This window comes from Bacillus sp. bc15 (assembly GCF_900142585.1).
Taxonomy (GTDB): domain Bacteria; phylum Bacillota; class Bacilli; order Bacillales; family Bacillaceae_G; genus Bacillus_A; species Bacillus_A cereus.
Window position 1 is genome coordinate 14,624 of record NZ_FRBJ01000008.1, and the last position, 15,130, is coordinate 29,753.

Here is a 15,130-nt window from a genome sequence, read left to right on the forward strand (position 1 = left end):
AAAGAGCGCTCTGATAATCAGGGCGCTTTTTTACTTATATCTAAAATATATCGACTTATCAACAAAAACGAAAAATCTACTCTTTATATCTCACCGGTTCATTTCGAATAATAAATAAATGAATCGGTAAGAACACCGAAAATGTGATTACATGAATAATCGTAAATAATATAGAGTTCGTTCCATATCTGTCTAAAATAGCGTAGATAAGATAAATAGACAATACAATCGATACAGCTGTTGCTAGTAAACTTATAATTGGTACGAAATTAAAAATGAAACATGCAACATATATACCAAACACTTTCCACCCTGCTTCTTCTTTCAAAAAATCTGGTAATTTATCTTTCGCTAAGTCACCCCACGTCTTACTATTCAAAAACGGAATAAACGCAAGCACCCCGTCCGTTGCACCATCATTTTTCGCCATCGAATAAAGTGCAAAAGCCGTTAACAAATATGAAATAATTGCCCAAATCAATATAACAAGAATAAACGCAAAACTAAGAGCAAAGAAACCTGCTAGTACGCCTTGATCCTCCATCTTATCCTCTCCTCTCTACTTTCAACATATTTCATTACATTGCAAGTTATGTTTTAAAATTTATCCAAACTCTTTGTATAATAAGAGAAGATAGAGAATAAGAGAGGAGAAACACTTATGCATCCATTTGTAAAAGCATTACAAGAGCATTTCACAGCTCATAAAAATCCTGAAAAAGCAGAACCTATGGCTCGTTATATGAAAAATCACTTCCCATTTCTAGGTATTCAAACACCGGAAAGACGCCAATTATTAAAAGACATCATTCAAATACATACTCTCCCAGATAAAAAAGACTTCCAAATTATCGTACGTGAGCTTTGGGACTTACCAGAACGTGAATTCCAAGCGGCCGCACTTGATATTATGCAAAAATATAAAAAACATATAAACGAAACTCATATCCCCTTCTTAGAAGAACTTATTGTCACAAAATCTTGGTGGGACTCTGTCGATAGCATCGTCCCTACATTCTTAGGGACTATCTTTTTAAAACACCCAGAATTGATTTCTGCTTATATTCCAAAATGGATTGCATCAGATAACATATGGTTACAACGCGCCGCTATTTTATTCCAACTGAAATATAAACAAAAGATGGATGAAGAACTTCTTTTCTGGATTATTGGACAACTACATTCTTCAAAAGAATTTTTCATTCAAAAAGCGATTGGCTGGGTCCTTCGTGAATATGCAAAAACAAATCCGGATGTAGTTTGGGAATACGTGCAAAACAACGAGCTCGCTCCATTAAGTAAGCGTGAAGCAATTAAGCATATTAAAGAAAATTACGGAATAAATAATGAAAAAATAGGCGAGACTCTATCATAGATAGACGCGTTCCTCTATTGAGATTTAAAAAAGAACGTGTTAGAATATGTTCATTATTACTAATATAAGTAGCGATGACGGACTTATAAGTACTTGCATAAAAAGCGATTCAGGGATAGTGAAAGCCTGAAGCCGCAAGGAAACGGCAGTCCCGAGCAATACATGATAAAGTGGATGCACCTTTTGTGTATCAACTAGGGTGGAACCGCGGGCAAACGCTCGTCCCTAGGCAAATAAGCCTTGGGATGAGCGTTTTTTTATGTTCTTTTTAGCTATACTGCTCGTTTCCAAAGTATCAGAGTATGTCATCGCCAATACGTTAACTTTCAAAAGGAGGATTTTCTTATGTATTCAATGGAACAAGTTGTAAACTTAGCGAAACATCGCGGTTTTGTTTTCCCTGGTTCTGAAATTTACGGTGGTCTTGCAAACACTTGGGATTACGGTCCACTTGGAATCGAATTAAAAAATAATGTTAAAAAAGCTTGGTGGAAAAAATTCATTCAAGAATCTCCATACAACGTTGGTTTAGACGCAGCTATTTTAATGAACCCTAAAACTTGGATCGCTTCTGGTCACGTTGGTAACTTCAACGATCCAATGATCGACTGTAAAAAATGTAAAGCTCGTCACCGTGCTGACAAATTAATTGAGGATGCTTTAGATGCAAAAGGCATCGAAATGGTTGTTGATGGTCTTACTTTCGACCAAATGGCTGACTTAATGAAAGAACATGAAGTAAAATGTCCTGATTGCGGTAGTGAAGAATTCACTGAAATCCGTCAGTTCAACTTAATGTTCAAAACATTCCAAGGTGTTACAGAGTCTAGCACAAACGAAATCTTCCTTCGTCCTGAAACAGCACAAGGTATTTTCGTAAACTTCAAAAACGTTCAACGCTCTATGCGTAAAAAGCTTCCATTTGGTATTGGCCAAATCGGTAAGAGTTTCCGTAACGAAATCACACCTGGTAACTTCACATTCCGTACACGTGAATTCGAACAAATGGAACTTGAATTCTTCTGTAAGCCTGGTGAAGATTTAGAGTGGTTCGCATTCTGGCGTGAAACTTGTAAAAACTGGTTACTTTCACTTGGTATGACTGAAGAGAGCATGCGTCTTCGTGACCACGGTGAAGAAGAGTTATCTCACTATAGTAATGCAACAACTGACATTGAATTCAAATTCCCATTCGGTTGGGGCGAACTTTGGGGCGTTGCATCTCGTACAGACTTTGACTTAAAACGTCACATGGAACACTCAAACGAAGACTTTAACTATATCGATCCACAAACGAATGAGCGTTACGTACCATACTGCATCGAGCCATCTTTAGGCGCAGACCGTGTAACATTAGCATTCTTATGTGATGCATATGAAGAAGAGCAATTAGAAAACGATTCTCGTACAGTTCTTCGTTTCCACCCTGCTTTAGCACCATACAAAGCAGCTATCTTACCATTATCTAAAAAGCTATCTGAAGGTGCTACTGAAGTATTCGCAGAATTAGCTAAAGACTTCATGGTAGACTTTGATGAAACTGGTTCTATCGGTAAACGTTACCGTCGTCAAGACGAAATCGGTACACCATTCTGTATCACATACGACTTCGACTCAGTTGAAGACAAAGCTGTTACAGTACGTGACCGTGATACAATGGAACAAGTTCGTATGCCAATTAGCGAACTAAAAGGTTTCTTAGAGAAGAAAATCCAGTTCTAATTATAAGAAAAAGAGGCTGCTCATAAGAGCGCCTCTTTTTTACTTTTCACGTTTTTCTTTAATTGCTACTGTACATCTTGATATACATAGTAAATCATCATTTTCATCAATAATACGAACATCCCAAACCATTGTCGATTGTCCTCTATGTATCGGTGTTCCGATCGCTGTTACAATTCCATCTTTCTTTGAGCGAATGTGGTTTGCATTAATTTCTAATCCGAAACAAATACATTTTTCTTGATCAATTAAATTGTATGAACCAACACTTGCCACTGTTTCTGCTAATGCAACCGATGCACCGCCATGTAAAAATCCAAATGGCTGATGCGTACGCTCATCAACAGGCATCGTAGCAACCACCTTATCTTCTGTCATCTCTAACAACTCAATTCCAAGTGAATCCATTAAAGTTTTTGCCATATCGCTTCCTCCTTCTCTTGCTTTAATTAAATGTATAATTTTACCTATTTATTTTCAAACTACTTATAACACTTATATAAGGAGGCTTCACCTAAATGAAACAGAAATTTTGTATATTACTGCTTATGTTCTCCTTGCTGACTATTGTACCAAATTGTGCAATAACAGCCAAAGCATCTAACCTGACAATCGATGTTAAGACTGTAACGCAAAAAGGTAAGAAACCTTATATAGAATATCAAATAAATAGGCCTTCTTTTCACAACTTTTCTGACTCTACATTTCAAAATAAGCTCAATTTATACTACAAAAAATCCACTGACAAATTTAAAAACAAATTAGAAAAAGAAGCAAAAAAATACTATAAAGAGACAGAAGGATCTAGTACACCATTTCATCCGTACGTAGCAAATGTTGATTATAAAGTCTCTTTAAACAAACCACCTTTTCTTAGCCTATATGTGAATTACTATCAATATACTGGCGGAGCACACGGTCTTTATACGTGGAAGGCAAATACATTTGATTTAAAAGAAAAAAAGCTACTGCACTTAGACGATTTATTTCAACAAAAAGATAAATATAAAGATGTAATCCGTGCAGAGATTGTAAGACAAATTAAACAAAATGAAAGTATTTATTTTCCTGATGCAACTGAAAAGGTAATGAGTATGAAAAAGTTTCACTTCTTTTTAGAGCCAGACAATCTCGTCATTTATTTCCCTTTATATGAGATTGCTCCGTATTCAAGTGGAATTCCGCAATTTCGTATTCCATATACGTTGTTAAGAGACTATTTAAAGCCTTCTTATCAAAATATTTTGATTGACAACAAGTAAATATTTTAGCTACGATAATGTTAACCTAAAAACAACAGGAGGTTAACATTATGAGGAGATTACATGTTTTAGATTTAGCATTAGCTGCCATGTTCGTTGCTCTTATGGCCATCGGTGCAAATATTGTATCTTGGGCACCATTCCTTCAAGTAGCAGGTATCCCATTATCTATGCAACCATTTTTCGCAATTTTAGCAGGTCTTCTTCTTGGAAGTAGACTTGGTGCTTTATCCATGACTGTTTATATGCTCGTTGGCGTAGCCGGCGCACCAATTTTCGCTAACTTCAAGGCTGGATTTGGAGCACTTTTAGATCCTACTGGTGGTTTTATTATCGCATTTATTATCGTTGCTTACGTATCGGGGAAACTAGTAGAACAAAAAGAAAGACCAACATTCATTACATTTGCGATTGCCTCTTTCACAGGAATTATTTTAACTTATATAATCGGTACTACTTACATGTACGGGGCAGTCAATCTCTTTATGGGCGGTAATATGAGCTATAAAGCTGCTTGGATGATTATGATGTGGTTTGCAGTAAAAGATATTGTATTTACAATTATCGGTGCTATTATCGCCCCTCGCATATACTATGCTGTGCGTCATTCTGCTTATCAGCATTCTCATTCGACGATTTCATAATAAAAAAGAGTTATTGCAGCTTGCTGCAATAACTCTTTTTTTATATTAAGACTCTTGATTCACTTGTTCTTCTAAAATTTTCTTCATCATTACAACCATGTCATCACGTAATTCTGGGTGTTGCAGGGCCATTTCAATTGTCGTTTGAACAAATCCTAGCTTTTCACCTACGTCGTAGCGCTTTCCTTCGAAATCGTAAGCAAATACACGTTGAATTTCATTTAAGCTTTGGATTGCATCTGTTAATTGAATTTCACCACCAGCACCGACATGTTGCTGTTCTAAGAACATAAAGATTTCAGGCGTTAAAATGTAACGTCCCATAATTGCTAAGTTTGAAGGTGCTGTACCTTGTGCTGGTTTCTCAACGAAATTGCGAACTTGGTAACGACGACCTTCTTGTTCTAATGGATCGATAATTCCGTAACGGTGTGTTTCATTTTCTGGAACAGTTTGTACACCAATAACAGAAGAAAGTGTTTTTTCATACTCATCCATTAATTGACGTAAACATGGTTTCTCAGCTTGGACAATATCATCACCTAGTAACACTGCAAACGGCTCATCACCAATGAATTTACGCGCGCACCAAACAGCATGCCCTAGTCCCTTCGGCTCTTTTTGACGGATATAATGAATATCTACCATTTTTGAAGAGGCTTGTACTTTTTCAAGCAACTCATATTTTTTCTTCTCTAATAAGTTTTGTTCTAGTTCAAATGCATTATCAAAATGATCTTCAATAGAACGCTTTGTTTTACCAGTAACGATAATAATATCTTCGATACCCGATTTCACTGCTTCTTCTACAATGTATTGGATCGTTGGTTTATCTACTATTGGTAACATTTCTTTCGGCATTGCTTTCGTTGCTGGTAAAAAACGTGTTCCTAATCCAGCTGCTGGGATTATCGCTTTTCTTACTTTTTTCATCACAAAATACCCTCTCTCCTGTCGGAATCAATAGCAATTATTTCCTACATAAAACAAAAGGGAGATTTCGCTCCCTTTTGTTCCTTACTACTTAAAATTACTTTGTATTATAAACGATTCATAATGTCTTCTTTAATAGTAAGTAACTTTTGTTCACTATTTTGTAAAGAACTATCTTTTACACCAAAGTAAAACTTAATCTTCGGCTCAGTTCCAGATGGACGTAGGCAGAACCATGAACCATCCTCTAATTGATATTTTAACACATTTGATTTCGGTAAGTGAATCTCTTCTTTATGTCCATCTTGTAAAGATGTAACGATGCTTGCTTTATAGTCTTCCACTGCTACGACTGTTAAGCCCGCTACTTCTTTCGGAGGATTCTCACGGAACGTCGCCATCATCTCTTGGATTTGTTCCGCTCCATCTTTTCCTTTTAACGTTAACGATACAAGGTCTTCACGGAAGAAACCATACTTCTCAAATACTTCTAATAGACCATCATATAAAGATTTCCCTTGTGATTTGTAGTATGCAGCTACTTCACATGCAAATAGGACAGATTGTACTGCATCTTTATCACGGCAGAATGGACGGATTAAATAACCATAGCTTTCCTCATAACCGAATTGGAATTCGTATTGTCCGCTTTCTTCATACTGTCTAATTTTCTCACCGATAAATTTAAATCCAGTTAACGTATCAACTGTATCTAAACCGTATGCTTTTGCAATTGTACGGCCAATTTCAGACGTTACGATTGTTTTTAATACGACACCGTTCTCTGGAAGTGTTCCGTTTTCTTTCTTTTGAGATAGTAAGTAATCAAGCATTAAAGCACCTGTTTGGTTACCAGTTAATACTTGGAACTCACCATTATGATTACGAACTGCTACACCAAGGCGATCTGCGTCAGGATCAGTTGCGATTAATACATCTGCGCCTACCTTTTCACCGTCACGAATTGCATACTCAAACGCTGCGTGCTCTTCTGGGTTCGGTGATTTTACTGTAGAGAAGTTTGGATCTGGTAACTCTTGCTCTTTTACAACTGTTACATCTGTAAATCCAACTTCTTTTAAACCACGGCGTACAGAAATATTTGATGTTCCGTGTAATGGTGTAAAGACGATTTTTAAGTCTTTACCAACCCTTTGTACCATTTCGTTATTAATGATGACATTGTTCAATTCTGCAGCATATGCATCATCTACTTCTTGTCCAATAATATGTAATAAACCGTCAGCTTTTAATTGCTCTACATCAGCGACTTCAACTGTTAATTCATCTTCTACTGCATTTACGTAGCTAATTAACTCATCTGCCTCATTTGGAGGTAACTGTCCACCATCTTCACCGTATACTTTATATCCGTTATATTCAGGCGGATTATGGCTTGCCGTAAGAACGATTCCACTTACTGTATGTAAATGACGAACTGCGAAAGAAAGCACTGGCGTTGGACGTAAGCTTTCAAACACATATGTTGTGATACCACGTGCACCAAGTGTAGCAGCGACTTCCATTGCGAACTCAGGTGATTTATGTCGAGAATCATAGGCTACAACAACACCTCGTTTTTTCGCTTCCTCACCTAGCTTTTCCATAAAGCTTGCTAATCCTTTTGTTGCTTTACGAACTGTATATACGTTTAAGCGGTTCGTACCAGCACCAAGTTCACCACGCATACCACCTGTGCCAAACTCTAGATTTTTATAAAAGCTATCCTCGATTTTCTTCTCATCTTGCTTCATGTTTTCTAGCTGTTCTTTTAATTCTGCATCTAATTGCGCGTAAGAAAGCCAGCGATCAAATTCTTGTTTCCAATTCATTCTTCTCTCTCCTCTCGCTCGTCATACCTTTATTATATGAAAAAAACATGCTGTATCTCAATATTTTATAAAATCTAGCAGGATTTTACTAGGAATATTTGTATACACTATGGTTAAATACTCCACTAAAGGGAATGAGGATTATGCACGAATGGGGCTTGTCAGAAGAGCTCAAAATACAAACAAAGCAAATGATTGAAATTGCTGAAAAAGAACTATCGATTATGAGGAACGCAATCGATAAAGAAGACGAATGTATTTTATGCAAAATGGAAGATATTCATCATATGTTAGCAAATGTACAAACATTGGCAGCTACATACTATATTCAGGCATATTTATCACCTTATACGGAAAGTTCATCTTTTATTACGACAGCTATCCAACATTTAAGCGCTAGAAAACATGGTGCTCTTATCGTTGTGGAACGAAATGAGACGCTTGAAGCTTTCATTCAAACTGGAACGACATTAAACGCTCATTTAACTGCGCCATTACTCGAATCAATATTTTACCCAGGTAACCCTCTTCATGACGGTGCCGTTCTCGTAAAAAATAATCATATAGTCTCAGCTGCTAATATTCTTCCTTTAACGAAAAGTACAGAAGTTGATCCTGAGCTAGGAACACGTCACAGAGCTGCAATAGGCTTATCAGAAAAGAGTGATGCACTTATATTAGTTGTCTCTGAAGAAACGGGCCGTACTTCTTTTGCTTTAAATGGGATTTTGTATACGATTTCTTTATAAAGTGAAACTTTAATCAGCCCTCACCAATTGAGCGTTTACGGGCAACCCCACCTCACTTCTTTGCTTCCACTGAATTTTGAGGTGTGGGTCTTACAGCCCGACAAATAGCAGGATAAACAAACCTATAAAAAAGAAGACTGTTCCAAAATATTGGAACAGTCTTCACTTATACTCTTATTCTTCTCCGAAACGCTCCACAAGTGTTGCAAGTGTACGTACCATTGCACCAGTTGCTCCAGCTGGACCTAAGTCGTGCGCGCCTTTTGTTTCTGATGTTCCAGCGATATCTAAGTGTACCCACGGTGTATCTTCAGCGAATTCGCCTAGGAATGTACCTGCCATAACCGCATGTCCTTCACGGCCTGGTGAGTTATTTAAATCAGCAAACTTACTGTTTCTCACACGTTCTTTATCACGATCAAAAATCGGTAGTTGCCAAATTGGCTCATCTGTTTCCATAGAAGCCTCTAGCACTTGCTCAAATAACTCTTCATTATTTGTCATTGCGCCTGTCGTATAGTTTCCAAGTGCAACAATTACACCGCCTGTTAATGTGGCAACATCAACAAGGTAGTTTGCACCAAGTTTTTTCGCATACGTAATACCGTCAGCTAAAGCTAGACGACCTTCTGCATCCGTATTTAATACTTCAATTGTTTTTCCGCTCATAGATGTGATTACATCGTCTGGCTTAAATGCCGTACCACTTACAACGTTATCAGTTGAAGGAATAACAGCGATCACATTTTGTTCTGGGCGAAGTTCACCGATAATTTCCATCGCACCTAATACAGCAGCTGCACCGCCCATATCACCTTTCATACCAACCATGCCTTCACGTGGCTTTAAAGAATAACCACCTGTATCGTATGTAATACCTTTTCCAACGAATCCAATGACATCTGTCCACTCTTCTTTTCCTTTATAAATAAGAGCGATCATTTTTGGTGGCTCTACACTACCTTGGTTTACTGCAAGTAACGCACCCATACCAAGATCTTCCATCTCTTCTTTCTCAAGAACTTTATAGTCCATATCATATTTCTCCGCTAATTCAACAGCATACTCAGCAAGCTTTGTCGCTGTTAATACGTTTGGCGGCATATTTACAAGTGTACGAGCTGAATTTGTTGCACGTCCATGTACGTAGCCAACTGTTAATGCTGCTTCAATTTCTTGTGCATCTTCCGCTGTAATAGCCGTGAACTTCTCTAACTCTACACGATCCTTTTTATCTGATTTATACGTTTGTAACTCATATGTACCAAGGCCTTGTACCTCTGCCGCAATATGAGCGACATCAATCGCGTCTAATTTCTCTGTTACGAAAGAATCAAGTAAGATTGCTGCATCTTGTACTTTTGCTGCTTGTAGTGTTTTAAACGTTTTTCCAAGAGCCACACGTAACGTTTCTGTCGTATAAGACTCTTTCTTGCCTAAACCAACAAAGTAATACCGTTTCACATTTGTTTTTCCTAAGCTATGTACTTTCGAAATGGCCTTTTTCTTCGTAGATAATTCTTTCTCTTCTAGTAAAACTTGTAATTGTCCTTCAAACGCTTTGTCCAGTTCTTGTACAAAACTACTCATTTTTTCTTCTTCAAATAAAGCGACAATTACTGCTTCGTGACCTGCTAATTCTTTTTGTACTTGAAACATGTTCAGACCCCCTAAATTTCTCTACCACCATTATAACTTTATTTTCGATAAAATGCGACAATTCTAACTACAGTTATATGACGTGTAAAATCTCCTCTATTATGAAATAAGCCAAGAAAAAAAGTCTAGCGTAATTACGACTAGACTATCTTTGCTTTAAATATTGACCACGAAACACTTGCATCGTTTCGTCTTGATTTAACATCGTTAACTCTTCTTCTGTAAACTTACCTTTTCCTACTTTTACTACATACACATTTACTTTTTTCTTACCCCATTGGCTATAAACATCTTTCACCGTATCATAATATAAATCAAGACGGTTTCCTTTTATTGCTCCGCCCTTATCAGCTACTACACCATACCCGTAACCTGGCACGAAGAGAATCGTTCCAATCGGGAATACGCGTAAGTCCGCAGCAATTGTGGAATATAAATCCCTTTTCACTTTAACACCTGAATATGTAATACCATACTCTGGATGCCCTGGCCTCTTACCTGTTGACTCAATCCCCGATGTATAACCTGTTGCAGTCATTTCAATTGAACGATATTTAGACCAGTCGTTTGCCTGCTCTAAAGCATTTATCACTTCTTTACTCGGAGCAACATTTCTCTTAACTTCTGCTGCATGTACTTCTTTTGCACTCATTCCTTCATATGTCTTTACAATCTCTAATAAAGAAACTCCAGTGAAAGCCTTCCATGTTACGCATAATGCAAATGCAAGTAAACAAGTCATCATAATGCGAATACAATATCGTTTTAACATTTTTATATTCCACACTCCTTCATCGTTAATCATTCCCTATACGATGAAGGAATATGCAAAAAATAATCTCCAACTTAGTTGGAGATTAAAACATTTGATATCCGCTTTTCCGAAGTTTCTTGATCACGACTCCTGCTAAAGCAGCCCCTACTAATCCAGTAGATAGAATAAACACGTCTGCTTGTCCTAAGTGCGATACACTTGTCCCAAATGAAGAAAATGTTTCTTTCGGTTTTGAAAAATAATCCCACATACTCGCTTTATTAATAATAAGCATACAAACAATCGGATACACAATAACCATTACCCAAGTAGCTCGCAAAATCATGTTGAGTAAAAATCCAATTCCAAAGAACAAAATAAAAAATAACATCATTGAAATAAGTAGTACCGGTATACTCACTCTTTCTCCCTCTCCTTCGCACGTGCCGTAAATACGTGATAGGCTGTATAACCAAATGGTTCTCCTGGATTTAATGTTTTGTCCACTTCAAGATGTAGTTCTGATCTTCCTTCTAACAAATATTTAATAAGTACAGACGTATTCGGATCGTCCGCAATCTTATCTGGATGTAAGAACGCCACTTCAGACAATTCTTTCTCCTGTACAATAATATTTTCTCCTTCAGGCTCCAAAAGGAAAATAATCATATTATCACTAATTTCATCACGAATAACACCCGATCGAACACCAATGATCCCCTTCACATGAGCGACAATGCCTGTCTCTTCTAACACTTCGCGTTTCACAGCTTCATCAACTGTCTCACCTTCATTTACAAAACCAGCCGGTAAAGACCATTTCCCTTTTAATCCACTGTATTTCTTCTTAACGAATAGCCACCTGCCATCTTTTGTAGCTACTAAGCCACTAACAGCTAACCATACTTTCCCGCGCTTCCCCATGATGCATCCTCCTCCATCCGAACGGACAGAATATTCTTTCTTTTCTATATATTATACTATACTTTTTAATTCGCTGTGAAATTTCCTTTTTTCAAAAAGTGAAAAAACCCATTTTGTCGATATACTGTTAACAAAAAAATATCAAGATGCAGAAATGTAATTATGAAGAAAATAAAACATTGGATTCATCCATTTCATGATAAGGCAATGTTCAAATAAAACATTTCTCCCATCTTTCTATTGTTATATCGAAAACATGTATTATATGAAAAAAAAGCAGAAACGGCGCTTAGCCGTTTCTGCTTTTTCTACTATATATTAAAAGAACTTTAATTTACCTTTTTTAAGAACTAATAAAGGTCCACCTAATAAGAATAAGTAGCGGTTATCGATTACTTTCTTCATGAAGGAAGCTTTCCAACCTGTTAACTTTTTACCCATAACAACACCCATTGCATCGTCATGACCTAAAGAACATACAGATCCTTTATTATCGAATGCGAATTTTTTCATTTCGCCCTTGCCACGAACTAATACAGTTAAGTTGTGTGCAATATTGTAACCTTGTTGAATTGCAATTTGTGCTGTTGGTGGGTAAGGACGGTTAATTTCTTCGTTAATGATTAACGCTGCATCACCAACCATGAATACCTCTTCGTATCCTGGAGCGTGCATGTACTCATCAACTTTTACACGTCCGCGCATTGCTTCAAAGCCAGACTCTTCCACAATACCATTACCACGAACACCTGCAGCCCAAACTACTGTTTCAGACTTAATTAATTCAGTATCATCACCATTTGCAACAATAATACCTTCTTCAGTTGCTTCTTTAATTGCTGTACCGATGCGGAATTCTACGCCTTTTTTCTCAAGTTGTTTTACAGCATATTCTACTAATGCTGGATCGAAACCTGGAAGTGCTGTTGGAGCAGCTTCTACACAGATGATACGTGCTTTTTCACGTGGTACATTGTACTGTTTGCAAAGTTCAGGAACACGGTTTGCAAGCTCACCTACGTACTCGATACCAGTAAATCCAGCACCACCAACAACGATTGTTACTAACTCATCGCGCTTTTCATCTGCATATTTAGCGAAACTAGCTTCCATATGCTCACGAATTTCACGAGTTGCATTAATGTTAGCGATTGAGAATGCATGCTCTTTTAATCCTGTAATTCCGAATGTTTCTGATTCGAAACCAAGACCGATTACCAAGTAGTCATACTCTAACTCGCCGTCTTTTAAGATAATACGTTTTTCAGCAGCTTTAATTTCTACTACTGTGTCTTGTACAAAGTTCACTTTATTTGTATCAATAACGTCTTGAATATCTAGACAGATTTTTTCATCTTGTAATGTACCAGCTGCGCTCTCGTGTAACCAAGTCGCTTGGTAGTGATAGCTGTTGTTGTTTACTAACGTAATTTCAGCTTCATTTACAGATAATGCTTTTTGCAGACGAACAGTCGTAATCATCCCGCCATAACCTGCACCTAAAACTACGATTTTTGGAGTCTTCACCAAATCACAACCCTTTTCTTTATATAATAGTAATGAGAAATAATACCAAGTACTAAAAACTCTATTTGTCAAGAATGTGGAATTTATCACATTCTATATCATAACAAAACGCAGTCAAAAAATCGTACGAATTTTGTCATAGAAATTTAACATAATACTTCCCTATATTAGTCGGTTTTATTCCAGAATTCAAGCTTCTGGAGAATTATCAATATTTTAAAATAACATAGCGTTTTCAAGGGTTTTTCAGCCTTTTTTTCATGTATTTTCCTTTCTGTATATTTTATACAATACAAAAAGCATCTATGCGAAAACTTACACACAATTCAGTCGTTTTCAGAAGTATTATGAACTCAAATATGCTATCATTTATTTGAAAGTGTCATCATTTGCAGGATTTTCGTGTACATATGAACAATATATGAAATCAATATCAAAATTCCATCTATAGGGGGAATGAAAGTGGCAGAAAATCAAAAAGTTTACGACATAACAATTATTGGTGGTGGTCCAACAGGACTATTCACAGCATTTTATGGTGGGATGAGACAAGCAAGTGTAAAAATCATTGAAAGCTTACCTCAACTTGGAGGACAATTATCCGCACTCTACCCTGAAAAATACATTTATGATGTAGCTGGATTTCCAAAAGTGCGCGCACAAGAATTAGTTGATAACTTAAAAGAGCAAATGAAGAAATTTGATCCAACCATTTGCTTAGAAGAAGCTGTTGATACGCTTGAAAAACAAGCTGATGGTATATTTAAACTTGTTACGAATAAACAAACTCACTATTCTAAATCAGTCATTATTACTGCCGGCAATGGTGCTTTCCAACCACGCCGCTTAGAATTAGAAGGTACAGCAAAATACGAAAAGAAAAACTTACATTATTTCGTTGATGATATGAATAAATTTGCTGGCAAGCGCGTCGTAGTATTTGGCGGTGGCGACTCAGCAGTAGACTGGACGATGATGTTAGAACCGATTGCTGACAAAGTTACAATCGTTCATCGCCGTGATAAATTCCGCGCACATGAACATAGCGTCGAAAACTTAATGAATTCTCGTGCAGAAGTAAGTACACCGTATGTTCCAGTTGAACTCATTGGTGATGACAAAATTGAACAAGTCGTTCTTCAGCACGTAAAAACTGAAGAAAAAGTTATCATCGATGTTGATGATGTAATTGTAAACTACGGCTTCGTTTCCTCTCTTGGCCCAATTAAAAACTGGGGCTTAGATATACAAAAAAATAGCATCCTTGTGAATTCAAAAATGGAAACAAATATTCCTGGCATTTACGCTGCTGGTGACATTTGTACATATGAAGGAAAAGTAAAACTTATCGCTTGTGGATTTGGCGAAGCACCGACAGCAGTAAACAATGCAAAAGCTTACTTCGATCCAAATGCAAAACTTCAACCAATGCATAGCTCAAGCATGTTTTAATATGTAAAAATAAAAGCTCCTTCCATACGCGGAAGGAGCTTTTATTTTATATACCACGAAAGCACACTGAATTCGATAAACTATCGAACTCAGTGTGCTTTTCGTCTACAAAAATTATTGTTTTCTTCTTCTACCTAATACGAATAATACTCCGCCAACTAAGAATGAAATTCCCGCACCAACTGACATCATCCATGGATGTGCTGCCCCTGTTTTCGGTAATTCTTTTTCTACTTTTACTTGCGGGTCTTTATTTAACTTTTCCAGTCTTACTTCCGGTTTCTTCAGATCTTTCGG

Annotated in this window: 16 protein-coding genes; 6 read left to right on the top strand and 10 right to left on the bottom strand. The window is 37.0% G+C overall.

Annotated features, from left to right (window positions below; genetic code table 11):
• Positions 1-76: 76 nt before the first annotated feature.
• The gene (locus BUA87_RS21955) at positions 77-544 is read right to left on the bottom strand and encodes a hypothetical protein (protein ID WP_000390061.1); all 468 of its coding nucleotides are present in this window, start codon (positions 542-544) and stop codon (positions 77-79) included.
• A 117-nt stretch (positions 545-661) separates the two neighbouring features.
• Here BUA87_RS21955 and BUA87_RS21960 point away from each other — a divergent pair, with 117 nt between their 5' ends.
• Positions 662-1,375 (top strand): DNA alkylation repair protein, encoded by a 714-nt coding sequence (locus BUA87_RS21960; protein WP_000553298.1) that lies wholly within the window; start codon positions 662-664, stop codon positions 1,373-1,375.
• A 345-nt stretch (positions 1,376-1,720) separates the two neighbouring features.
• Positions 1,721-3,097, top strand: coding sequence for a glycine--tRNA ligase (locus BUA87_RS21965; protein ID WP_000287154.1), 1,377 nt, complete (start codon positions 1,721-1,723; stop codon positions 3,095-3,097).
• A gap of 39 nt (positions 3,098-3,136) precedes the next feature.
• Here the strand turns inward: BUA87_RS21965 and BUA87_RS21970 are convergent, their stop codons facing one another.
• The gene (locus BUA87_RS21970; protein WP_001140612.1) at positions 3,137-3,520 is read right to left on the bottom strand and encodes a hotdog fold thioesterase; all 384 of its coding nucleotides are present in this window, start codon (positions 3,518-3,520) and stop codon (positions 3,137-3,139) included.
• A gap of 95 nt (positions 3,521-3,615) precedes the next feature.
• Here BUA87_RS21970 and BUA87_RS21975 point away from each other — a divergent pair, with 95 nt between their 5' ends.
• Both BUA87_RS21975 and BUA87_RS21980 read left to right on the top strand, forming a co-directional pair.
• Positions 3,616-4,359: a DUF3298 and DUF4163 domain-containing protein gene (locus BUA87_RS21975; RefSeq protein WP_000810334.1), complete on the top strand. Its 744-nt coding sequence runs from the start codon at positions 3,616-3,618 to the stop codon at positions 4,357-4,359.
• A 50-nt stretch (positions 4,360-4,409) separates the two neighbouring features.
• Positions 4,410-5,003 (top strand): biotin transporter BioY, encoded by a 594-nt coding sequence (locus tag BUA87_RS21980; protein WP_072940819.1) that lies wholly within the window; start codon positions 4,410-4,412, stop codon positions 5,001-5,003.
• A 45-nt stretch (positions 5,004-5,048) separates the two neighbouring features.
• Here the strand turns inward: BUA87_RS21980 and galU are convergent, their stop codons facing one another.
• The gene (gene galU / locus BUA87_RS21985) at positions 5,049-5,936 is read right to left on the bottom strand and encodes a UTP--glucose-1-phosphate uridylyltransferase GalU (protein WP_071714559.1); all 888 of its coding nucleotides are present in this window, start codon (positions 5,934-5,936) and stop codon (positions 5,049-5,051) included.
• A 107-nt stretch (positions 5,937-6,043) separates the two neighbouring features.
• Entirely contained in the window at positions 6,044-7,768 is a 1,725-nt protein-coding gene (locus tag BUA87_RS21990) for a phospho-sugar mutase (RefSeq protein ID WP_072940822.1), read from the bottom strand.
• A gap of 143 nt (positions 7,769-7,911) precedes the next feature.
• Here BUA87_RS21990 and cdaS point away from each other — a divergent pair, with 143 nt between their 5' ends.
• The gene (gene cdaS / locus BUA87_RS21995; protein ID WP_000545250.1) at positions 7,912-8,517 is read left to right on the top strand and encodes a sporulation-specific diadenylate cyclase CdaS; all 606 of its coding nucleotides are present in this window, start codon (positions 7,912-7,914) and stop codon (positions 8,515-8,517) included.
• Positions 8,518-8,691: 174 nt separating this feature from the next.
• Here cdaS and pepA read toward each other — a convergent pair whose 3' ends face one another.
• The 5 genes from pepA to BUA87_RS22020 form a co-directional block, all read right to left on the bottom strand.
• Positions 8,692-10,176 (bottom strand): cytosol aminopeptidase, encoded by a 1,485-nt coding sequence (gene pepA / locus BUA87_RS22000; RefSeq protein ID WP_072940826.1) that lies wholly within the window; start codon positions 10,174-10,176, stop codon positions 8,692-8,694.
• 145 nt (positions 10,177-10,321) lie between these two features.
• Complete coding sequence (locus tag BUA87_RS22005) at positions 10,322-10,948, bottom strand: 3D domain-containing protein (protein ID WP_002094181.1); 627 nt, start codon at positions 10,946-10,948, stop codon at positions 10,322-10,324.
• An 85-nt stretch (positions 10,949-11,033) separates the two neighbouring features.
• Positions 11,034-11,351, bottom strand: a complete 318-nt coding sequence (locus BUA87_RS22010; RefSeq protein WP_000027016.1) for a YuiB family protein — start codon at positions 11,349-11,351, stop codon at positions 11,034-11,036.
• Positions 11,348-11,854 (bottom strand): NUDIX hydrolase, encoded by a 507-nt coding sequence (locus BUA87_RS22015; RefSeq protein WP_000517993.1) that lies wholly within the window; start codon positions 11,852-11,854, stop codon positions 11,348-11,350. The genes BUA87_RS22010 and BUA87_RS22015 overlap by 4 nt, the downstream gene beginning before the upstream one ends.
• Positions 11,855-12,172: 318 nt before the next feature.
• Positions 12,173-13,381, bottom strand: a complete 1,209-nt coding sequence (locus tag BUA87_RS22020) for an NAD(P)/FAD-dependent oxidoreductase (RefSeq protein ID WP_000856602.1) — start codon at positions 13,379-13,381, stop codon at positions 12,173-12,175.
• A 462-nt stretch (positions 13,382-13,843) separates the two neighbouring features.
• Here BUA87_RS22020 and BUA87_RS22025 point away from each other — a divergent pair, with 462 nt between their 5' ends.
• Positions 13,844-14,833 (top strand): NAD(P)/FAD-dependent oxidoreductase, encoded by a 990-nt coding sequence (locus tag BUA87_RS22025; RefSeq protein ID WP_000829772.1) that lies wholly within the window; start codon positions 13,844-13,846, stop codon positions 14,831-14,833.
• Positions 14,834-14,947: 114 nt separating this feature from the next.
• Here BUA87_RS22025 and BUA87_RS22030 read toward each other — a convergent pair.
• Positions 14,948-15,130 (bottom strand): LPXTG cell wall anchor domain-containing protein (locus tag BUA87_RS22030; protein WP_072940829.1); only part of this gene is annotated, 183 nt, incomplete at its 5' end.